The 19,642-nt window shown below is 32.6% G+C and carries 23 protein-coding genes; 21 read left to right on the top strand and 2 right to left on the bottom strand.

Going from position 1 to position 19,642, the window contains the following annotated elements; genetic code table 11:
* Window positions 1–43 precede the first annotated feature (43 nt).
* Entirely contained in the window at window positions 44–1,333 is a 1,290-nt protein-coding gene (locus tag CAMP5121_RS04575) for an MFS transporter (protein WP_337214920.1), read from the bottom strand.
* 132 nt (window positions 1,334–1,465) lie between these two features.
* On the opposite strand from CAMP5121_RS04575, the gene infA reads away from it, so the two are divergent.
* The 15 genes from infA to flgE all read left to right on the top strand — a co-directional run bounded on the left by infA (window position 1,466) and on the right by flgE (window position 13,641).
* On the top strand, window positions 1,466–1,684 hold the full coding sequence (infA, locus tag CAMP5121_RS04570) for a translation initiation factor IF-1 (RefSeq protein WP_012660842.1): 219 nt from the start codon (window positions 1,466–1,468) through the stop codon (window positions 1,682–1,684).
* A 174-nt stretch (window positions 1,685–1,858) separates the two neighbouring features.
* The gene (gene rpmJ / locus CAMP5121_RS04565) at window positions 1,859–1,972 is read left to right on the top strand and encodes a 50S ribosomal protein L36 (protein WP_002781429.1); all 114 of its coding nucleotides are present in this window, start codon (window positions 1,859–1,861) and stop codon (window positions 1,970–1,972) included.
* A gap of 3 nt (window positions 1,973–1,975) precedes the next feature.
* Complete coding sequence (gene rpsM / locus CAMP5121_RS04560; RefSeq protein WP_012660843.1) at window positions 1,976–2,341, top strand: 30S ribosomal protein S13; 366 nt, start codon at window positions 1,976–1,978, stop codon at window positions 2,339–2,341.
* A gap of 9 nt (window positions 2,342–2,350) precedes the next feature.
* Entirely contained in the window at window positions 2,351–2,743 is a 393-nt protein-coding gene (rpsK, locus tag CAMP5121_RS04555) for a 30S ribosomal protein S11 (RefSeq protein WP_012660844.1), read from the top strand.
* Window positions 2,744–2,773: 30 nt separating this feature from the next.
* Entirely contained in the window at window positions 2,774–3,400 is a 627-nt protein-coding gene (rpsD, locus tag CAMP5121_RS04550; RefSeq protein WP_039617184.1) for a 30S ribosomal protein S4, read from the top strand.
* A gap of 14 nt (window positions 3,401–3,414) precedes the next feature.
* Window positions 3,415–4,428 (top strand): DNA-directed RNA polymerase subunit alpha, encoded by a 1,014-nt coding sequence (locus CAMP5121_RS04545; RefSeq protein ID WP_263663730.1) that lies wholly within the window; start codon window positions 3,415–3,417, stop codon window positions 4,426–4,428.
* Between the two features lie 3 nt (window positions 4,429–4,431).
* A complete protein-coding gene (rplQ, locus tag CAMP5121_RS04540) occupies window positions 4,432–4,785 on the top strand; it encodes a 50S ribosomal protein L17 (RefSeq protein ID WP_012660847.1) in 354 nt (117 codons plus the stop codon).
* Between the two features lie 117 nt (window positions 4,786–4,902).
* A complete protein-coding gene (gene hisG, locus CAMP5121_RS04535; protein ID WP_039667846.1) occupies window positions 4,903–5,802 on the top strand; it encodes an ATP phosphoribosyltransferase in 900 nt (299 codons plus the stop codon).
* A 9-nt stretch (window positions 5,803–5,811) separates the two neighbouring features.
* Window positions 5,812–7,092 (top strand): histidinol dehydrogenase, encoded by a 1,281-nt coding sequence (gene hisD / locus CAMP5121_RS04530; protein ID WP_337214919.1) that lies wholly within the window; start codon window positions 5,812–5,814, stop codon window positions 7,090–7,092.
* The gene (hisB, locus tag CAMP5121_RS04525; protein ID WP_337214918.1) at window positions 7,089–8,156 is read left to right on the top strand and encodes a bifunctional histidinol-phosphatase/imidazoleglycerol-phosphate dehydratase HisB; all 1,068 of its coding nucleotides are present in this window, start codon (window positions 7,089–7,091) and stop codon (window positions 8,154–8,156) included. Before hisD ends, hisB begins: the two co-directional genes overlap by 4 nt.
* Entirely contained in the window at window positions 8,153–8,734 is a 582-nt protein-coding gene (gene hisH, locus CAMP5121_RS04520) for an imidazole glycerol phosphate synthase subunit HisH (RefSeq protein WP_337214917.1), read from the top strand. The genes hisB and hisH overlap by 4 nt, the downstream gene beginning before the upstream one ends.
* Window positions 8,735–8,740: 6 nt before the next feature.
* Complete coding sequence (hisA, locus tag CAMP5121_RS04515) at window positions 8,741–9,475, top strand: 1-(5-phosphoribosyl)-5-[(5-phosphoribosylamino)methylideneamino]imidazole-4-carboxamide isomerase (RefSeq protein ID WP_337214916.1); 735 nt, start codon at window positions 8,741–8,743, stop codon at window positions 9,473–9,475.
* On the top strand, window positions 9,457–10,224 hold the full coding sequence (hisF, locus tag CAMP5121_RS04510; protein ID WP_337214915.1) for an imidazole glycerol phosphate synthase subunit HisF: 768 nt from the start codon (window positions 9,457–9,459) through the stop codon (window positions 10,222–10,224). The genes hisA and hisF overlap by 19 nt, the downstream gene beginning before the upstream one ends.
* A gap of 10 nt (window positions 10,225–10,234) precedes the next feature.
* Window positions 10,235–10,861 (top strand): bifunctional phosphoribosyl-AMP cyclohydrolase/phosphoribosyl-ATP diphosphatase HisIE, encoded by a 627-nt coding sequence (gene hisIE, locus CAMP5121_RS04505; RefSeq protein ID WP_337214914.1) that lies wholly within the window; start codon window positions 10,235–10,237, stop codon window positions 10,859–10,861.
* A 314-nt stretch (window positions 10,862–11,175) separates the two neighbouring features.
* A complete protein-coding gene (gene flgE, locus CAMP5121_RS04500; RefSeq protein ID WP_337214913.1) occupies window positions 11,176–13,641 on the top strand; it encodes a flagellar hook protein FlgE in 2,466 nt (821 codons plus the stop codon).
* Between the two features lie 345 nt (window positions 13,642–13,986).
* Here flgE and CAMP5121_RS04495 read toward each other — a convergent pair whose 3' ends face one another.
* On the bottom strand, window positions 13,987–15,228 hold the full coding sequence (locus tag CAMP5121_RS04495) for a multidrug effflux MFS transporter (protein WP_337214912.1): 1,242 nt from the start codon (window positions 15,226–15,228) through the stop codon (window positions 13,987–13,989).
* Window positions 15,229–15,351: 123 nt separating this feature from the next.
* Between CAMP5121_RS04495 and CAMP5121_RS04490 the strand changes: the two genes are divergently transcribed.
* Genes CAMP5121_RS04490 through CAMP5121_RS04465 form a run of 6 tightly spaced genes read left to right on the top strand, consistent with a single transcriptional unit; the run spans window position 15,352 to window position 19,641 of the window.
* Window positions 15,352–15,621 (top strand): NifU family protein, encoded by a 270-nt coding sequence (locus CAMP5121_RS04490; protein WP_041570315.1) that lies wholly within the window; start codon window positions 15,352–15,354, stop codon window positions 15,619–15,621.
* Window positions 15,608–16,147, top strand: a complete 540-nt coding sequence (locus CAMP5121_RS04485; RefSeq protein ID WP_263663742.1) for a histidine kinase — start codon at window positions 15,608–15,610, stop codon at window positions 16,145–16,147. Before CAMP5121_RS04490 ends, CAMP5121_RS04485 begins: the two co-directional genes overlap by 14 nt.
* Complete coding sequence (locus CAMP5121_RS04480) at window positions 16,131–17,414, top strand: UDP-N-acetylmuramoyl-L-alanyl-D-glutamate--2,6-diaminopimelate ligase (RefSeq protein WP_337214911.1); 1,284 nt, start codon at window positions 16,131–16,133, stop codon at window positions 17,412–17,414. The genes CAMP5121_RS04485 and CAMP5121_RS04480 overlap by 17 nt, the downstream gene beginning before the upstream one ends.
* Window positions 17,415–17,720: a YbaB/EbfC family nucleoid-associated protein gene (locus tag CAMP5121_RS04475; RefSeq protein WP_337214910.1), complete on the top strand. Its 306-nt coding sequence runs from the start codon at window positions 17,415–17,417 to the stop codon at window positions 17,718–17,720.
* Window positions 17,717–18,796, top strand: coding sequence for a DUF7488 domain-containing protein (locus tag CAMP5121_RS04470; protein ID WP_337205895.1), 1,080 nt, complete (start codon window positions 17,717–17,719; stop codon window positions 18,794–18,796). Before CAMP5121_RS04475 ends, CAMP5121_RS04470 begins: the two co-directional genes overlap by 4 nt.
* A complete protein-coding gene (locus CAMP5121_RS04465; protein WP_337214956.1) occupies window positions 18,796–19,641 on the top strand; it encodes a polyprenyl synthetase family protein in 846 nt (281 codons plus the stop codon). The genes CAMP5121_RS04470 and CAMP5121_RS04465 overlap by 1 nt, the downstream gene beginning before the upstream one ends.
* Window position 19,642: the final 1 nt, after the last annotated feature.

The following is a 19,642-nucleotide window of genomic DNA, read 5'->3' as shown; positions in this document are numbered from 1 at the left end:
ATTTTTATAAATTTTTAGTTAATAATTTTTATTAATTATAGCACTAAAATCTTAATCTTTTATAAGTAAATACAGTAGTTAGAAGTGTTATAAATGATAAAAATAAAATATAAATAAAAATTCCATAAACAAAAGGATTCTCAGGTCTTATAGCTAAAGAATGCAACATAAACACAAGCTGAGGTGTAAAACCACCTGCTATAGCATAGGCTATATTATAAGAAAAAGAAATTCCACTAAAGCGAATACTTGGTTTAAAAATTTTACACATTAAAATAGGCGCTAAGGCATTAATGCCACCAAAAAAACATGCAATAAAATAAAAATATATACTTAAATGTAAAATTTGAGCATAGAAAAAATAAAAATAAAAAAAGCAAGAAAGACTAAAACCTATTGTAAATATCAAACTAGTGGTTAAAAAGCCAAATTTATCTACCCAAATTCCAGCAAGCAAAGTTCCACAAGATAAAATTATTATCGCAATCATTTGTATTAAAATAGCATCTGTTTTATCAAGAACTAAAACCTCAGGTATAAAATTTGGCATAAGTAAAATGAGTATGATCACGCAAGCTGTAAGCATCCATGTTAAAAGCATAGAGGCGATGATGTCTAAAAAAATATTTTTTTCTTTAAAAAGTGTCCTTAGCGGAAATTTTTCTAAATTATTTTCTTGATACATTTTTTGAAAAATCGGTGTTTCTTCTAGAAATTTTCTAAGATATATAGAAATAATGCCAAAAAATCCACCAATAGCAAAAGGAATACGCCAAGCATAATCATAAATTGATTCTTGCTCAAAACAATGATTAATTACCAATGCAACAGCACATCCTAAAAGAATTCCAAAAGCCATAGAAGCATTAATAGCGCTAACACAAAAACCATCTTTCCCATCAGGCGCATGTTCTTTTACAAAAACCCAAGCACCAGGTAATTCCCCGCCTATAGCTACACCTTGAGCTATTCTAACAAGTAGTAAAAATACCGGAGCTAGATAACCTATGCTTTCAAAAGTAGGTATAAAAGCTAAAGAAAAAGTTGGAAGCACCATGAGTAATATGCTTAGCATAAACATTTTTTTACGGCCAAATTTATCACCAAAATGCGCCATAACTATACCACCAAGTGGCCTAGCTAAATATCCTGCTGCAAAGGTTCCATAAGTATTTAAAAGTTTCCAAAAATCACTCATATCGCTTGGAAAAAAATTTCTTGAAATATAATTAGCAAAAAAGACAAAAATCACAAAATCATAAAATTCTAAAGCTCCTCCCAAAGAAGATAAGGAAAGTGTTTTATAATCTTTTCTTTTTAAACTTTTTAGCATTTAAATACTTTCTTTTATAGTGTTTTGGTAATTATAATAAAAAATGCCGTAGTTTGTAAAAAATATTAAAAATTTAAAAAGAAAAATTGTGATAAAATAATAGCTTTGTATTTTGTAGAAAGGAGAAAAGCATTGGCAAAAGATGATATTATCGAAATTGATGGTAATGTAATCGAAGCTTTACCTAATGCAACTTTTAAAGTTGAATTAGATAATAAACATGTGATACTTTGTCATATTGCAGGTAAGATGCGTATGCATTATATTAGGATTATGCCCGGCGATAGAGTTAAAGTAGAGCTAACGCCTTATAGCCTTGATAAGGGTCGTATTACATTTAGATACAAATAAGTCTAAGTTGTTTAAAAGCAAAAGTAAAGTATAATTAGCACTTTTGCAGAAATTGCAATAAAACTGTATGAAGAAGTATTTTCAAAATCACCACTTATTTTGAAAATAGTTGGTTGCTCTAAAAACCTGGTGCAGTTGTAAAAAAAGTGGAATTTACAATAACAGGAGTAAAGCATGAAAGTTAGACCATCTGTTAAAAAGATGTGTGACAAATGCAAAGTAGTTCGTCGTAAAGGCGTAGTTCGCATTATTTGCGAAAATCCAAAACACAAACAAAGACAAGGATAATTTATGGCTCGTATTGCAGGTGTGGATTTACCAAAGAAAAAAAGAATTGAATATGGTTTGACTTATATTTATGGTATAGGTTTGCATACTTCAAGAAAAATCTTAGATAAAACAGGAATTTCTTACGATAAAAGAGTTCATGAACTAAGTGAAGATGAAGCAGCAGCTATCCGTAAAGAAATTCAAGAAAACTATATGGTTGAGGGTGATCTTAGAAAACAAGTTGCTATGGATATCAAAGCATTAATGGATCTAGGAAGCTTTAGAGGCTTAAGACATAGAAAAGGCTTACCGGTTCGTGGTCAAAAAACAAAAACAAATGCCAGAACTAGAAAAGGTAAGAGAAAAACCGTTGGTGCAAAATCATAAGGATAGAAAATGGCAAAAAGAAAAGTAGTTAAGAAAAAAGTAGTTAAAAAAAATATAGCTAAAGGTATAGTTTATATCAGTGCAACATTTAATAATACTATGGTTACTGTAACTGATGAAATGGGAAATGCTATTGCTTGGAGTAGCGCAGGTGGTTTAGGATTTAAAGGTTCTAAAAAATCAACTCCTTATGCAGCACAACAAGCAGTAGAAGATGCTTTAAATAAAGCAAAAGAACATGGTATTAAAGAAGTAGGTATTAAAGTACAAGGACCAGGAAGTGGTCGTGAGACAGCGGTTAAGAGTGTAGGTGCTATGGAAGGTATTAAAGTAACTTTCTTAAAAGATATTACCCCATTAGCTCATAATGGTTGTAGACCACCAAAACGTCGTCGTGTCTAAGAATAAGATATAAGATTTAGGAGAATTATAATGGCAAGATATAGAGGACCAGTAGAGAAATTAGAAAGACGACTTGGCGTAAGCTTGGCAATGAAAGGCGAAAGAAGATTAGCAGGTAAAAGTGCTTTAGATAAACGCCCTTACGCACCAGGTCAGCATGGACAAAGAAAAGCTAAAATCAGCGAATACGGACTTCAATTAAGAGAAAAACAAAAAGCTAAGTTTATGTATGGAGTTAGCGAAAAACAATTTAGAAGATTATTTAGCGAAGCTGCTAGAAAAGATGGCAACACCGGTGCGCTTTTAATCCAGCTTTTAGAACAAAGACTTGATAATGTTGTTTATAGAATGGGTTTTGCTACAACACGCCGTTTTGCTAGACAACTTGTAACTCATGGACATATTTTAGTAAATGGTAAAAGAGTGGATATTCCTAGTTATAGAGTAGAGGCAGGTCAAAAAATTGAAGTGATTGAAAAAAGCAAAAACAATCCTCAAATTTCAAGAGCGATCGAACTTACTGCTCAAACTGGTATAGTTGCTTGGGTTGATGTAGAAAAAGATAAAAGATTTGGAATTTTTACAAGAAAACCTGAAAGAGAAGAAGTTATCATTCCAGTTGAGGAAAGATATATCGTTGAGTTGTACTCTAAATAATAAAGGTTTTTGATATGAGACATATTACAACTTCTGCTTATACACCGACAGAGTTTAGTATTGAAAATATCAGTGATACAGTAGCAAAAGTAAGCGCATGGCCTTTTGAAATCGGCTATGCTATTACTTTGGCGCATCCTTTGCGTCGTTTGCTTTATTCAAGCACAGTAGGTTTTGCTCCAACAGGAGTTAAAATCAAAGGCGTAGCACATGAATTTGATAGTATGCGTGGTATGCTTGAAGATGTAGCATTGTTTATTATCAATCTAAAAAAATTAAGATTTAAACTAAAAACAGATTCTGAAAAAGAAGTTATAACTTTTAGTTTTAAAGGACCAAAAGAAATTTGCGGAAAAGACTTAGATAACGATGTTGTTGAGGTTGTGAACGCAGATAGCTATCTTGCAACGATCAATGAAGATGCAGATTTAGAATTTACCTTAATCATTGAAAAAGGTATAGGTTATGTACCTTCTGAAGAAGTGCAAAATTTCTTAGATCCTGAATTTATAGCACTTGATGCATTCTTTACTCCGGTAAAACATGCAGTTTATGATATAGAAAAAGTGCTTTTTGAAGATAACCCAGATTATGAAAAAGTTGTTTTTACAATCACAACTGATGGTCAAATTTCACCAAGTGATGCTTTTAAAAATGCTTTAGAAGCAATGTATAAACAATTATCGGTGTTTGATAAAATCACTAATGCTCAAAGCGTTGTAAGAAGCCAAACACAAAATAATGAAGTAGAACATGTAAAATTACTTCAAAATATAACTGAGTTAAATTTAAGTGCAAGAAGCTTTAATTGCCTAGAAAAAGCAAATGTGGTTTATATCGGTGAGCTTGCTTTAATGAGTGTAGGCGAACTTGCAGATTTAAAAAATCTAGGTAAAAAATCTTTAGATGAGATTAAAAGTGTGATGGAATCTATAGGTTTTCCTATAGGAAATTCAAAACTCAGTGATAGTGCAAAAGAAACGCTAAAAAGAAAAATTACAGAATTAAAAGCACAAAATGAAGGATAATCAATGAGACATAGACATGGATATAGAAAGTTAGGTCGCACTTCTACTCACCGTGCAGCCTTATTAAAAAACCTTACCATTGCTATTATTAAAGCAGGTAAAATAGAAACAACATTACCTAAAGCAAAAGAATTAAGAGGTTATGTTGAAAGATTGATCACTCGTGCAAGAAAAGGTGATTTCAATGCTCACAGAGCAGTTTTTGCTAGCTTGCAAGATAAAGAAGCTACAAATAAACTTGTAACAGAAATCGCACCTAAATTTGCAGATAGAAACGGTGGTTATACAAGAATTATCAAAACAAGAATCCGCCGTGGCGATGCTGCAGAAATGGCTTTCATCGAATTCGTAGCTTAATTTTTAGCCTTTTTAAAGGCTAAAAACTTCTTATTTTTATTTATTTACTTACTATTTTTTGTATTTTTATCCATTTTTTGCTACTATTAATCTTTTTAACTACAAAAAAGGAAAAAAATGCAAGAAAATTCAAGATTACGCATAGCTATACAAAAATCAGGTCGTTTAAGTAAAGATTCTATTGCCTTGCTTGAGTCCATAGGCGTAAAACTTCGCATACACGATCAAAGCTTGATTGCTTTTTCTACAAATTTACCTATTGATTTACTTAGAGTAAGAGATGATGATATACCAGGATTAATTTTTGATGGAGTAGTAGATCTTGGTATAGTTGGAGAAAATGTTTTAGAAGAAAATGAACTAGAAAGAAAATCAAAAAACGAAAATGCAGATTTTATAATGCTTAAAAAGCTTGATTTTGGTGGATGCCGTTTGTCTTTAGCATTGCCAGAAAATAGTGAGTATAAAGGTATAGAAAGTTTTAAAAATTTACGCATAGCAACTTCTTATCCACAGCTTTTAAAGCGTTTTATGGAAGAAAATAACATTCCTTATAAAACTTGTATGCTAACAGGCTCAGTTGAAGTAGCGCCAAGTGCAAATTTAGCTGATGGAATTTGTGATTTAGTTTCAAGTGGTGCTACTTTGAAAGCAAATGGGCTTAAAGAAGTTATGGTGATTTATAAATCAAAAGCTTGCATTATCCAAAGAAAAGAAAGTTTAGCTTCACATAAACAAGAATTAATCGATAAATTACTCATTAGGATTAATGGAGTTATGCAAGCAAGAGAGTCAAAATACATCATGTTGCATGCTCCTATTGAAAAGCTAGAAAAAATCACAGCTTTATTACCAGGTGTTGAAAAACCTACGATTTTACCTTTAGAAAATGATAAAGCTAGAGTGGCGCTACATATGGTAAGTCAAGAAAATTTATTTTGGGAAACTATGGAAGCTTTGAAAAAAGAAGGCGCAAGTGCGATTTTAGTTTTACCTATTGAAAAAATGCTCTCTTAAAGGATAAAAATGCAAATACTTGATTTTGAAAAATTAAACCAAAGCGAACAAGAATTAGCACTCAAGCGTCCTGCTATAAGTGCTAATGCACAGGTTAAAACCATAGTAGAACAAATCATTGAAGATGTTAAGATAAATGGCGATGAAGCTTTAAAACAAATGGCTATAAAATTTGATAAAGTAGAGTTAAATTCCATCAAACTAAGCGATGAAGAGCTTAGTAATTTAGCAGAGCAAATTGATGATGAGTTAAAACAAGCTATTAAAATAGCTTATGAAAATATCTATAAATTCCACAAAGCTCAAGAAAGTAAAACCATAGAACTTCAAACCTTTGAAGGGGTAACTTGTAAGGTGCTAACAAGAGCTATTGAAAAAGTAGGACTTTATATACCAGGAGGCTTAGCACCACTTTTTTCAACTGCACTCATGTTAGCTATTCCTGCTAAAATTGCAAAATGTAAATTTATAGCCTTAGCTTCCCCAGCACCACTTCATCCTGCCATTGCTTTTGTAGCAAAACTTTGTGAGGTTGATGCAGTGTATCAAATAGGCGGAGCAGGAGCCATAGCAGCACTTGCTTATGGAACGCAAAGTGTGCAAAAAGTAGATAAAATTTTTGGCCCAGGAAATGCCTTTGTAACTGAAGCCAAAAAGCAAGTTAATAATCATGGAGTGGCTATTGATATGCAAGCAGGACCTTCAGAGGTATTAGTTTTAGCAGATGAATTTGCTAATGCTAAATTTATAGCTTCAGATTTACTCTCACAAGCTGAGCATGGAGCAGATTCTCAAGCGATTTTAGTTTGTACAAGTGAAAAACTAGCCAAAGAAGTAGATAGTGAAGTTGCTTTACAGCTTGAAAAACTCTCGCGTAAAGAAATTGCTTCCAAATCTTTAGCACACTCTAAAATCATTCTTGCAAAAGATATAAAACATGCCATAAGCATTTCAAATGACTATGCACCTGAGCATTTGATCATTCATACACAAAATCCATCTAGCTTGCTTGATGATATTATGCATGCAGGTTCAGTATTTTTAGGTGAGTATTCTCCAGAATCTATGGGAGATTATGCAAGTGGAACAAATCATGTATTGCCAACTTATGGTTTTACTAAGTCTTATTCTTCACTAGGGCTTGCTGATTTTATGAAAAGAATGACCGTGCAAGAACTTAGTAAAGAAGGCTTTAAAAAGCTTGGGCCTGTGGTGGAAATTTTAGCAGCAGCTGAAGGGCTTGATGGGCATAAAAATGCCGTGAGTTTAAGATTAGAAAGTCTAAAATGAGTGCAAAAATTTTATTTATCGATAGAGATGGTACGCTCATTGATGAACCAAAAGATGATTTTCAAATCGATTCTTTAGAAAAACTTGAGTTTGAAAAAGGTGCCATCAATACACTTTTAAAGTTAAAAAATTTTGGTTTTAAATTTGTTATGGTGAGTAATCAAGATGGCCTAGGCACAAATTCTTTTCCTAGGGAAAATTTTGACAAGACTCATGAAAAAATGCTAAGTGTTTTTCAAAGTTGTGGTATAGAATTTGAAGATATTTTTATATGCCCACATTTTGAGCATGAAAATTGCGCCTGTAGGAAGCCAAAAACTGCCATGCTTGAAAACTATATCAAAAATAAACTTTATGACAAAAATAAAAGTTTTGTTATAGGCGATAGAGATAGCGATATGCTTTTGGCACAAAATCTTGGAATTCAAGGTTTAAAATATGATAAAAACGATTTTAACTGGGAGCAAATCGCTGATTTTATCTTGCAAAATTACCGCAGTGCTTGCATAGAGCGTAATACCAAAGAAACCCAAATTCAAGTTAAAATAGCTTTTAATGAAAAAGCAAAAGCTAATATCAAAACAAATATCGCATTTTTTGATCATATGTTAGAGCAAATTGCCACACATGCAAATATATCTTTAGAGATAAAATGCAAAGGGGATTTAGAAGTTGATGAACATCATAGCGTAGAAGATGTCGCACTTTCTTTGGGAGAGGCTATTAAAAATGCACTTGATCAAAAAATAGGCATTGCAAGATATGGCTTTGTTTTGCCTATGGATGAGTGCTTGGCAAGTTGTGCGATTGACTTTTGTAATAGACCGCATTTAGTTTATAAGGCTAAGTTTAAAAAAGAAAAACTCGGAGAATTAAGCACAGAAATGATAGAGCATTTTTTCTACTCACTAAGTTATGCTATGGGTGCGAGTTTGCATTTAAAAGTTAAAGGCAAAAATGATCATCACAAAGCCGAAGGACTTTTTAAAGCCTTTGCAAGAGCTTTAAAAATGGCTATAAAAATAGAAAATGAAAACCTAGCAAGCTCTAAAGGAGTGATATGAAACTAGCTATTATAGATACAGGTTGTGCGAATTTGGCTTCACTTGCTTTTGCGCTCGAGCGTTTAGGACAAAAAAGTATTATCACACATGATTTAAAAGAACTTTCACAAGCAGATAAGCTTTTACTTCCTGGGGTTGGTACAGCAGCTAAAGCAATGGCTAATCTAAAAGCACTTAATTTAGAAAATTTTATCCAAACTACCACAAAACCACTTTTAGGTATTTGTCTTGGTATGCAAATTTTGGGTAAATTTTCAGAAGAATTACACCAAAAAACACTTGGCATTATGCCTTTTGATGTACAAAAATTCCAAGAAAAAGCAAATTTTACTTTCCCGCATATGGGGTGGAATCAAGTCTTTAGCTCACATGAACTTTTTAAAGGCTTAGATGGGGCTTATTTTTATTTTGTGCATAGTTATTGCGTGGGGTTAAATGAATACACCATCGCAGAGTGTGAGTACTCTACCAAATTTAGTGCAAGTTTAAATAAAGACAATTTTTATGGCGTGCAGTTTCACCCTGAAAGAAGTGGCGAAGCGGGTGAAGTATTATTAAAAAATTTCATAAATATGTAGGTAAAAATGCAAACTCAAATCATTCCAGCATTAGACTTAATAGATGGTAAAGTAGTAAGACTTTATAAAGGCGATTATGCTAAAAAGCAAGAATACAGCTTTGATCCTTTAGCTAAATTTCAAGAGTATGAGGCTCAAGGCACTGCTTGGCTTCACTTAGTGGATTTAAGCGGTGCAAAAGATCCTAGTAAAAGACAACTAAAACTCATAGAAAACCTAGCTTCTAAAATCAAAGTAAATCTTCAAGTAGGCGGAGGAATTCGCACTAAAGATGAGGTTAAAGCTTTATTTGATAGCGGTGTTAAACGCGTAGTTATAGGCTCTTTAGCGGTTAAAAACAAAGCCTTTACACAAGAGCTTTTAAATGAATTTGGTGTAGAAAATATAGTCTTAGCGCTTGATAGTATTTGCGTTAAAGATGAGTTTTTTGTGGCTGTTGATGCATGGAGTAAAACAAGCGATGAAAAATTATTTGAGCTTTTAAATTTTTATAAAGATGTAAAGCATATTTTATGCACAGATATTTCTAAAGATGGCACGATGAGTGGGGCAAATATCACTTTATATAAAGCTTTGCATGAGAAATTTCCACATTTACAAACTCAAGCAAGCGGAGGTGTGGCAAGCTTAGAAGATTTTAAAAAGCTAAATGGCATAGTAAGTGGTATCATCGTAGGTAAAGCCTTGCTTGATAAAGAATTTAGCATAAAGGAGGCTCAAGAATGCTTGCAAAACGCATAATTGCATGTTTGGATGTAAAAGATGGTAGAGTAGTTAAAGGGGTGCAGTTTAAAAACCATGAAGATATGGGAGATGTTATAGAACTTGCTAAATTCTACTCACAAAATGGCATTGATGAGCTTGTATTTTATGATATAACTGCTTCAGCTAAAAATGAGCGCATTGATAGGACTTGGGTAAGCAAAGTAGCACAAAATATCTCTATACCATTTTGTGTTGCAGGGGGTATAAAAAGCGAAGATGACGCAAAAGAGCTTTTGGCAAATGGTGCTGATAAAATTTCTATTAATTCCCCTGCTTTAAATGACCCTGATTTAATCTCACGCCTTGCAAAAAGCTTTGGAGTGCAATGCGTAGTTGTAGGTATAGATACTTTTAAAGATGAAAACAACGAGCTTTTAGTCTATAAATACACCGGAGATGAGAGTAAATCTCATCATAGTGGTAAAAAAACACTAGAATGGGTAAAGCAAGTATGTGAGCTAGGAGCGGGTGAAATCGTACTAAATATGATGAATCAAGATGGCATGAGAAAGGGCTATGATCTTGATCAACTTACCAAGGTTAGACAGATTTGCCCTGTGCCTTTAGTAGCAAGTGGTGGTGCAGGAGCTAAAGAGCATTTTTTAGACGTTTTTAAACTTGGTGTTGATGGAGCTTTGGCAGCTTCAGTATTTCATAAAAAACTTATAGATATTAAAGAATTAAAACTATTTTTAAAAGATCAAGGCATACAAATTCGTATTTAAAGGAAAAGCTATGAAGATAAATGAAGAAGAATTCATAAAAAGTATTAACTGGCAAAAGGTTAATAACCTTGTTCCTGTGATCATTCAAGATTATCATTCTTGTGAAGTTTTAATGCAAGGCTTTATGAATGAACAAGCTCTAAGAGATAGTTTTAAGCACCAAAAAGTTGTGTTTTACTCACGTACTAAAGAGCGTTTGTGGATGAAAGGTGAGCAAAGTGGAAATTTTTTACATATTATAGATATGGGACTTGATTGTGATAGAGATTGTATCTTGATTTTAGTTAAACCTAGCGGGGCTACTTGTCACACAGGCGATACTTCTTGCTTTGAAACACTTTCTAAAAAGGCTGATTTTGTATTTTTATCGCGTCTTGAAAGGCTGATTAATTCTCGTAAAAGTACCTGTGCAAGTTCTTCTTACACAGCTGAACTTTTTTCAAAAGGCACTAAACGCATAGCACAAAAAGTAGGCGAAGAAGGCGTTGAAACGGCTTTAGCTGCCACTGTTAAAGACAAAGATGAGCTGATAAATGAAGCAGCTGATTTACTTTATCATTTAGATGTTTTATTAGCTGATGCGGATTTGAGTTTAAATGATGTGATTGCTAAATTAAAAGAAAGAAATAAAAGTTAAGCGTGATTTCTCACGCTTAATTAAGCAATATTTTTGAAAAGATTCACTGACTATATCGAGTAATTTTAAAAAAAACTTTACACTTTAAAGACATAGTATGCATTTTTATAACAATTTGTTATGAAAATTGTAGACATTAGTTTTTGACTAAAAGCTTTATTTCTCCATTATTTTACTAAAATACTTTTGCAATATATGTATTCAATTTAATAACATTTTATTTGTATTTTTGGAACACTTATTGCTTTATATCTGCATAAGCAATAGAAGATTGTGAGATATTCACAAAGCAATATTTTTTAAAGGATTTAATTATGATGAGATCTCTTTGGGCTGGGGTTTCTGGACTCCAAGCACACCAATACGCAATGGATGTAGAAGGTAATAACATAGCCAATGTTAATACATTTGGTTTTAAATATTCTCGTGCGGATTTCTCAACGCTTATGAGTCAAACTTCTAAGATAGCTACAGCTCCAGATGGTAACCTAGGTGGTAAAAACCCTATGCAAGTTGGACTTGGTTCTGGTGTAAATTCTACTACTAGAATTCACTCTCAAGGTAATATCCAAACTACAGATAAAAACACCGATATGGCTATTAATGGTGATGGATTTTTCATCGTTTCAAATGATGGCGGTACTACTCAGTATTATACCCGTGCAGGGGATTTTAAAACAGATGCAGTAGGAAATTTCGTAGATAATAACGGCTATACCGTTCAAGGCTGGAACTATAATCAAGAAACAGGGCAAATCGACTCTTCAACCTCAGTAGGCGATATAGTGATCCCACCTGGTATGAGTATGCCTGCTAGACCAAGTACTTCAGTAAGTCTTACAGCAAATTTAGATAGTGGTAATACTCTAGGTGCTAATGCTTCTGCTAAAAGACCTATTTATGCATTAGATTCTACTCATGGTATGAGAAATGATACAGGAACAGTAATAGATGAAAATGATACTGGCCATACCGAGTTTTATACTACTTCAAAAAGCGGAGCCCAAGTAACTGAAAAAGGTGTGGATATGGGTGTAGTGTTTAATGCTCAAGGTGAGGGCTTAAATTTAAGAAGTGGTCAAGGTATATGGATAAGTTATGCTGATGCTAAACATACTTCAAATGTTAAAATGCACGCTGATTTACCACAAGATCCAGCAAAATGGCAACAAGGTTCTAACTATACATTTTGGGGTTTTAAGCAACCAGATGGAACAATGGTAAATGCAGTTTTAGATATTAACATCAATGGTGTGAATATAAGAGCAGAAGGTGTAGGGCAAGAAACTTTCATCAATGCTATCAATGCTAAGACAGCTGAAACTGGCGTAGTAGCTTCAGTAGTAAATGGACAAATCACTTTTACTAATGATAATAGCACAGGAACTACAGCAAAATCTAAAAATTTAGATATTACTATAAATGCTGCAACTACGGCAGGTGGACAAGTCACAGTTCCTCAAACTCCTAATCCTGGTGATAATGTAACAGCTGCCAATTTACAACTTCAAGGAGAAGCTCGTAGGGCTTGGCTTGGAACAGATGGGGCAAATGGAAATACTGGTAATGTTAAAAATACAGTTCAGGTGGTGACAGCACATGAGTATATTTATAGTCCAAACAGTGTAGATATAGGACCAAATCCTAATCCAAACGCAGGAACACAAGAACAAGCTAATATGCCTAGTGCAAATGGACAAAGAACTTTTCATACAACAGAAGATTTAAGGGAGCTTTTGCAAAGAGATGCTAGATATGCTGTAGATTATGATGGTAGTGGAAGTATAGTTAATTGGCAAGATGGAGGCGTTGGGGCTGATGCTAATCCAGGCGTGGAAGTAGTAGTAGAAAGTGATGGTAGATTTAAAATAACAAACCCAGCTGGTGAAAACGCTAAAGATATGACTTTTAAAGTTACAGGTTTTTCAGATGAGGTAAATAAAATCGCTACTAATGATAAATTCACAGCGATGTTTAGTGCTTTAGATGGAAATTTCAATGCAGGTAATAATGAAAAATATTCTCAAGACATGTATTTATCAGCTCATACTGCTAGTATAGAGATTTTTGACTCATTAGGAACTAGACATGAACTAACTGTGCAATTTACTAAGCAAAGTAAAACAGCAGATGGTGGAGCTGAATGGTCTATCATCATCTCAGTGCCTGAGCCTGCAGAGATTAATTTCAGTGGTGATGGAGCTCCAGGAAACATAGTAGTAGGAAATTTAAGATTTGGTAATGATGGCTCACTTCAAAGCTATACGCCAAATGTATTAAACTTTACCGGAAATAACGGCTCAAAACCTGATCAAGTTATAAAACTTGACTTTGGTACAACAGGTGGTTTTGATGGTTTAACAAGCTATGATAAAGATTCAGCTACCACAAAACAAGAAACTGATGGTTACACAGGGGGTAACTTAAAGCCAGATGCATTAAGAACTGATGAGAATGGTTATATCTATGGAGAATTTACTAATGGTAAAACTCTAGCTTTAGCTAAGGTTGCTCTAGCTACTTTCCCAAATAATATGGGTCTTGAAGAAATGGGTAATAACCTTTTCAAAGCGACAGCAAACTCAGGAACACCTACTATAGGTCATGCTGGTGAAGGTGGTAGAGGGGGCTTAAAAGGCTCAGCTATAGAAATGTCAAATGTGGATTTAAGCCGTGCATTAACCGAGCTTATCGTAATCCAAAGGGGTTACCAAGCAAACTCAAAAACGATTACCACAAGTGATCAGCTTTTAAATACTTTGCTTCAATTAAAACAATAATTCTAAACCCAAGGTTTTTAAAACCTTGGGATCAAGCTTTACAAGGTTATCAAGGTAGCCTTGTAATACTTGATGACCTTGAAGCCTTCAATCTATTGCTAACTCACTTCTTTCTTGCCTTAAGGAGTGAGTAGCATGATTTGCATATCGACAAGTTAAAATAAAAATTTATAAACTTAATTATCTGCTATAGTTTTAATCATTGCAAATTTAAAATATTTTGTTTTGCTATCATGATCAAAAACGCTAAAATTATCAAGAAAAATATAAATATTATTTGTTGATGTAAAGTTTTTTGAAAAAGGTTCGATATAGTCAGTGAATCTTTTCAAAAATATTGCTTAATTAAGCGTGAGAAATCACGCTTAACTTCTTTTTGATTTTATTTAACTTTCTTTTATTGATTAAACTTAGATAAGAAACCAAAGATAAAAATGTACAAGTTCCTAAAATAAGCGATAAAAATATAGGTGTATTAGCATTTAAAAGACTTACTAAAAATGCCATCACTCCTGCCATAGCAAATTGTGCTGCCCCTAAGAGTGCTGAAGCACTGCCTGCATTTTGTTTTGATCTTGCCATAGCTAAAGTGGTGGTATTTGGCAGGATAAAACCCAAACTTGCTATGATTAAACATAAAGGAATTTCAAAAGCCCAAAAACCTAGATCAAAAGTTGCCCCTAAAATGAGTAAAAAGGTTAAAAAAGTAATCATCATAAGCGCTCTTGGCAAAACATAATAAGGCGAGAGTTTAAGAACTATCCTTGCGTTTATATTAGCACATACAACAAAACTTAAAGCATGAGCTCCAAAAAGGGCTGCGTATTGTTGAGGGCTGAGTTCAAAAACACGCGTAAAAACAAAAGATGAGCCAGTTAAATAAGCAAAAAAACCTGCAAAGATTAAATTCCCACAAAGCAAATACACCATAAAACGACGATCTTTTAAGATTTTTTTGTAACTTTTTGCAACTTCTTTGTGATTAAATTTTTTACCTTGAGTGTTGAGGTTGCTTTCTTTTAGGGCAAAAATAACAAGTAAAAATAAAATAAAACCTAAGATAAATAATGTCAAAAATATACTACGCCAAGAAAAAAACTCAAGTAAAATCCCACCAAAAGTAGGGGAAAGCATAGGAGCTAAAGAAGTAAAAACCATCATCAAAGCATAAACCCCCGCTGCTTCTTTAAGCTCAAAAACATCATTTACTATAGCTCTTGCCACAACTACGCCCACACAACCTCCTAAAGCTTCAAAAAAACGCAAAGCTATAAAAGCATGAATGGAATCAACTAAAACACAAGCAATACTTGAAGAAATAAAAAGAAAAAGTCCTATATACAAAGGTTTTTTTCTACCATATACATCACTTAATGGCCCATAAAAAAGCTGACCCAAAGAAAAGGCTATAAAAAAACTTGCAAGGGAAAGTTGAGTATAAAAAGAATTTGTTTGAAAGCTTTTTTCTACTTCATTTAAAGCAGGTAAATACATATCAGTCGAAAGTGGTGCTATGGCAGATAAAAAGCCTAGTATGAAAATGAGTTTGAGTTTTTCAAAACCTTTTATTTGAGTGCGTTTTTGCATACAAAATCCTAAAATATTTTTACCATTGTATAGCAAAAAGTCTAAAATAAACAATAATTTACATTTTTTAAAGGCAAATAAGATAAAATTAAATTAAAAAACAATCAAGGAAAAGTTATGAATATGCCTTTTAGTGATGAGGAATTAATCGAACCTGTAAAAGCAAGTTTGGCTAAAACTATGCATATTTTAGAAAATGATGGTGGTGGACTTGATTTTTTAGGGGTTAAAAATGGCGTGGTTTATGTGAAATTAACCGGAGCTTGTCATGGTTGTCCTTCAAGTGGAACGACTTTGAAATATGGCTTAGAAAAACAGCTTAAAATCGACATACACCCAGATATAACTATAGTAAATTTAGCAGGCGGGGAAAGCGAATTTGCAAAATTATAAAAAAATAGCCATAGAATGCTTTTATAAAAAAGATTTTAAAAACGCTAAGATGTATTTTTCTCTTGCTTATGAAAAGCGTAAAAATAAAAGACTTTTAACTTTTATCAACATTTGCGATTTAGCTTTAAAAAGCCCTGAAGAAGCTTTTGTGTTTTTTGAGTTTTTTATGCAAAATTATAAAAATACTAAAGTAGATAAAGATATTGAAAAACTCATTAGTCTTAGTCAAAGTGTACAGTATGAAGAAGAAAGTGAAGACTTTGAGGGTTTGAGTTATCAAGATTTTTTACTTAGTGAAGCAAAAGTTGGGTTTAAACAAGCTTTGGAAAATGTTATAATATCGAATAAACTTATCATTAATGATAAAGAAGATTTTGTGGATTTTTTAGAAAAACTTTTAGAGCATGGTTATAAAGATATGCTTGTAGCCTATATGGAAGATGTTTCGGTGCATTTTTATTCTAATTATAGATTTATCAAGCTTAGTGAGAAAATCAAGGAATTAAATTATGATAGTAAAGATTGAAAATACTTTCATTTGTGATAATTCTAATGAATGCGAAAAAGATTGTTTTTTCTTAAAAACTGCTCAAAATGAAAAATTTGTTCATCAAGCTTTAGAAAAACAAGCAAAAATTATAAATATAACTGAGTGTAAGAGACTTTTAAATATAGATGAAAATATAAAAATCATAGGCATAACAGGCACAAATGGCAAGACAACTACTGCGGGGGCTATTTACTCTATCTTGCTTGATTTAGGTTATAAATGTGCCTTGATGGGAACTAGGGGTAGTTTTATAAATGATAAAAATATCACTCCAAAAGGCTTAACTACTGCTCCTATTTTGCAAACCTTAGAGCTTTTATCTTTAGCAAGTAAGGAAAAATGTGAATTTTTAATTATGGAAGTAAGCTCACATGCTTTGGTACAAAACCGCATTGAAGGGCTTGAGTTTAAGGCTAAAATTTTTACGAATATCACTCAAGATCATTTAGATTTTCATGGAAACTTTCAAAACTACCAAGTGGCAAAAGAAAGTTTTTTTACCGATGAGTGTATGAAATTTATCAATAAAGATGCAAAAACTATAAATTTTAATGTCAAAGGTGCTTTTACTTATGGAGTAGAAAATCCAAGTTATTATCATATCAAAGCTTATGCTTTAAAAAATGGCATTGAAGCTGTGGTAAATTTTGGCAAAGAAACTTTTATGATTGATTCTTCTTTGGTAGGGCTTTTTAATCTTTATAATCTTTTGGCTGCAAGTGCTTGTGTGAATGAACTTGTCAAGCCAAATTTAAAAGAACTTGAAAAGGCTATTAGTAATTTTGGTGGCATTGAAGGCAGAATGCAAGTAGTTGCAAAAGATGTGATTGTGGATTTTGCTCATACGCCCGATGGTATAGAAAAAGTTTTAGATGCTTTAAAATATCGCGATTTGATTGTGGTTTTTGGAGCAGGGGGAGATAGGGATAAAACTAAGCGTCCATTAATGGCTAAAATCGCCAAACATTATGCTAAAAAACTCATCATCACAAGTGATAATCCACGCTCAGAAGAGCCTATGGATATCATTAATGATATTTTAAGTGGGATAGAAAAAGATGAGAGTGTTTTTATAGAATGCGATAGAAAAGAAGCGATAAAAAAAGCATTAGAGCTTAAAACGAAAAATGATTTTGTAGTGATTTTGGGTAAGGGTGATGAGACTTATCAAGAGATTAAAGGAGTAAAATATCCTTTTAATGATAAAGAAGTAGTATTAGAGATATTAAAAGAAGGAAAATAAATGTTTGAAAATATGGATTTTTCTAAAATGGGCGAGCTTTTAACTAAGGCTCAAGAAAAAGCAAATGAATTAGAGCAGGAAGCTTTAAAAAAAGAATTTAGCGCAAAAAGTGGCGGTGGTTTAGTAAAAGTTAGTGCTAATGGAAAAGGTGAAATCATCGATATAAGCATTGATGATTCTTTGCTTGAAGATAAAGAATCTATGCAAATTTTATTGATCGCTGTGATTAATGATGTAATGAAAATGGTAGAACAAAATAAAAAATCAATGGCTAGTAATTTATTTAGCGGAATGGGAATGCTATGAGAATTTTACTTTGTATTTTGGGTATAACTGGTGTACTTTTTGCTGTGCCAAGACCGACTTTTAATGATTTTTTGGGTTGTTATGAAAAAAACAAAGCTAGTATGTTAATTTATGAGGGTTTACCTGCTTTTGCTTTAAATGAAAACACTCTAGCAGTAGTTAAAACTAAAAATGCAAAATTAAACAGCTATACTAAATATGATCCTTATTTAAATTTATATTTAGTAAAAACTGATTTTAGTTTAATCCCTGCGCCTATGGGAAATGAAGAAGAATTAACACGCAATAGCTGGGTGGGAATTTTAGATAATAATCAAAGCTATATAGGGCATTTGAAGTATTTTGGACAAAGTTTAACAGAGCGTGATCAACTTGATTTTACTTCTAAAATCGGAGAGCTTAACTCACCATGTTGTAAAATGCTTGGTATAAGCTTAGAAGATGGCAAACTTATAGGTAATCGCTATTTAAAACACTTTGCAAAATATCCTGATGTTTATTGGGGTGATATAGGTGTGGATTTTGATATGCGTGATGGTAAAATTTATGTAAAAAATGTGCGTAAAAATGGGCAATTTTTGCTTAATGATGAGCTTGTGAGTGTAGATGGGCAAGTTTATGATGATATAAGAAAATTAAATGAAAAAATTTTATTTGCTGATCGTGGTGCAACTTTGTATTTTAATATGTTAAGAGATAATAAAGATGTCAATATTTCTACGACAGTTTTTGATAAAGATTTGGGTATATTTGCTAAACCTAAAAAAGTAGTTCAAGCTAAGCCAACTTCTTTTTATAGCAATCTAGGATTGCGCGTAGATATGAAAATGAATGTTACAGAGGTAACTCCAAATTCTAAAGCGCAAATGGCTGGATTTTTAAAAGGGGATAAAATTTTAAGAATTAATAATCAAAAAATCAATAATTTCAATGAGCTTCAAGCCATATTAACTCAAGCTAATACTTTTGATGTTTTAGTTTCAAGACAAGCAAGCAATATCCCTTCAGCGAAAAATAATGATTTTGAGCATTTTAATAAAGGATACTTTGACTTTTTTATAAGGCTAAATAAGTGATTTTAGAAAAATTCAAACAACATTTAGAGCAAAATTTTCCTAAAACTCAAAGCTTTCATCCATTTTTCAATGAAGCTTTAAAATGGATGTTAGAAGCTGGCGGGAAGCATTTTAGAGCCCAACTGCTTTTAGGGATAGTGAATGCTAAAAATCCTGCTTTGTTTGAAAAGGCTTTAAATGCGGCTTTGGCTTTGGAATTTATCCACACTTACTCTTTAATACATGATGATTTGCCTGCTATGGATAATGCTTCTTTGCGCAGAGGAAAGCAAACTTTACATAAAAAATATGATGAAACCACAGCTATTTTAGTAGGTGATGCTTTAAATACTCAAGCTTTTTTACTACTTTCCAAACTTGATTTAAAAGAAAATGTTAGATTAAAACTCATAGAAACTTTAGCTTTTAATGCAGGGCTTGGTGGTATGATTATCGGTCAGGCTATTGATTGTTATTTTGAAGATATGCCTTTAAATTTAGAACAAGTTGAGTTTTTGCATATCCATAAAACTGCAAGATTGATCGCAGCGGCTTTAAAAATGGGTTGTGAAATTTGTGAGTTAGATGAAAAAGAATGCGAGCAAATTTATGAAATAGGGCTTTTGATAGGATTAGTTTTTCAAATCAAAGATGACATTATCGATGCGACTTTAGATACCCAAGAAGCAGGAAAGCCAACTCATAATGATTTGCATAAAAATTCTTTTGTAAAACTTTTGGGTTTAGAAGGTGCTAAAAAGGCAAAAGATGATAAAATTGCATTATGCGAAGAAAAAATGAAAAATTTAGATTCTAAGCTTGCTAACGAGCTTCAAATTTTGATTGATAAATATTTAAAAGGTTAAA

The sequence above is a fragment of the Campylobacter sp. 2352 PW genome (assembly GCF_024723575.1).
GTDB lineage: Bacteria > Campylobacterota > Campylobacteria > Campylobacterales > Campylobacteraceae > Campylobacter_D.
This window is presented reverse-complemented; position numbering and strand designations above follow the sequence as displayed.

Excerpts from the sequence above, each read along its gene's own strand:
- hisB (WP_337214918.1), top strand. The coding sequence starts at position 7,089 with ATGAGTGCAAAAATTTTATTTATCGATAGAGATGGTACGCTCATTGAT.
- hisG (WP_039667846.1), top strand. The coding sequence starts at position 4,903 with ATGCAAGAAAATTCAAGATTACGCATAGCTATACAAAAATCAGGTCGT.
- hisIE (WP_337214914.1), top strand. The coding sequence starts at position 10,235 with ATGAAGATAAATGAAGAAGAATTCATAAAAAGTATTAACTGGCAAAAG.
- CAMP5121_RS04545 (WP_263663730.1), top strand. The coding sequence starts at position 3,415 with ATGAGACATATTACAACTTCTGCTTATACACCGACAGAGTTTAGTATT.
- CAMP5121_RS04480 (WP_337214911.1), top strand. The coding sequence starts at position 16,131 with ATGATAGTAAAGATTGAAAATACTTTCATTTGTGATAATTCTAATGAA.
- CAMP5121_RS04575 (WP_337214920.1), bottom strand. The coding sequence starts at position 1,333 with ATGCTAAAAAGTTTAAAAAGAAAAGATTATAAAACACTTTCCTTATCT.
- flgE (WP_337214913.1), top strand. The coding sequence starts at position 11,176 with ATGATGAGATCTCTTTGGGCTGGGGTTTCTGGACTCCAAGCACACCAA.
- hisA (WP_337214916.1), top strand. The coding sequence starts at position 8,741 with ATGCAAACTCAAATCATTCCAGCATTAGACTTAATAGATGGTAAAGTA.
- CAMP5121_RS04470 (WP_337205895.1), top strand. The coding sequence starts at position 17,717 with ATGAGAATTTTACTTTGTATTTTGGGTATAACTGGTGTACTTTTTGCT.
- rpmJ (WP_002781429.1), top strand. The coding sequence starts at position 1,859 with ATGAAAGTTAGACCATCTGTTAAAAAGATGTGTGACAAATGCAAAGTA.
- hisD (WP_337214919.1), top strand. The coding sequence starts at position 5,812 with ATGCAAATACTTGATTTTGAAAAATTAAACCAAAGCGAACAAGAATTA.
- rpsK (WP_012660844.1), top strand. The coding sequence starts at position 2,351 with ATGGCAAAAAGAAAAGTAGTTAAGAAAAAAGTAGTTAAAAAAAATATA.
- CAMP5121_RS04490 (WP_041570315.1), top strand. The coding sequence starts at position 15,352 with ATGCCTTTTAGTGATGAGGAATTAATCGAACCTGTAAAAGCAAGTTTG.
- hisH (WP_337214917.1), top strand. The coding sequence starts at position 8,153 with ATGAAACTAGCTATTATAGATACAGGTTGTGCGAATTTGGCTTCACTT.
- CAMP5121_RS04475 (WP_337214910.1), top strand. The coding sequence starts at position 17,415 with ATGTTTGAAAATATGGATTTTTCTAAAATGGGCGAGCTTTTAACTAAG.
- rplQ (WP_012660847.1), top strand. The coding sequence starts at position 4,432 with ATGAGACATAGACATGGATATAGAAAGTTAGGTCGCACTTCTACTCAC.
- rpsD (WP_039617184.1), top strand. The coding sequence starts at position 2,774 with ATGGCAAGATATAGAGGACCAGTAGAGAAATTAGAAAGACGACTTGGC.
- rpsM (WP_012660843.1), top strand. The coding sequence starts at position 1,976 with ATGGCTCGTATTGCAGGTGTGGATTTACCAAAGAAAAAAAGAATTGAA.
- CAMP5121_RS04495 (WP_337214912.1), bottom strand. The coding sequence starts at position 15,228 with ATGCAAAAACGCACTCAAATAAAAGGTTTTGAAAAACTCAAACTCATT.
- hisF (WP_337214915.1), top strand. The coding sequence starts at position 9,457 with ATGCTTGCAAAACGCATAATTGCATGTTTGGATGTAAAAGATGGTAGA.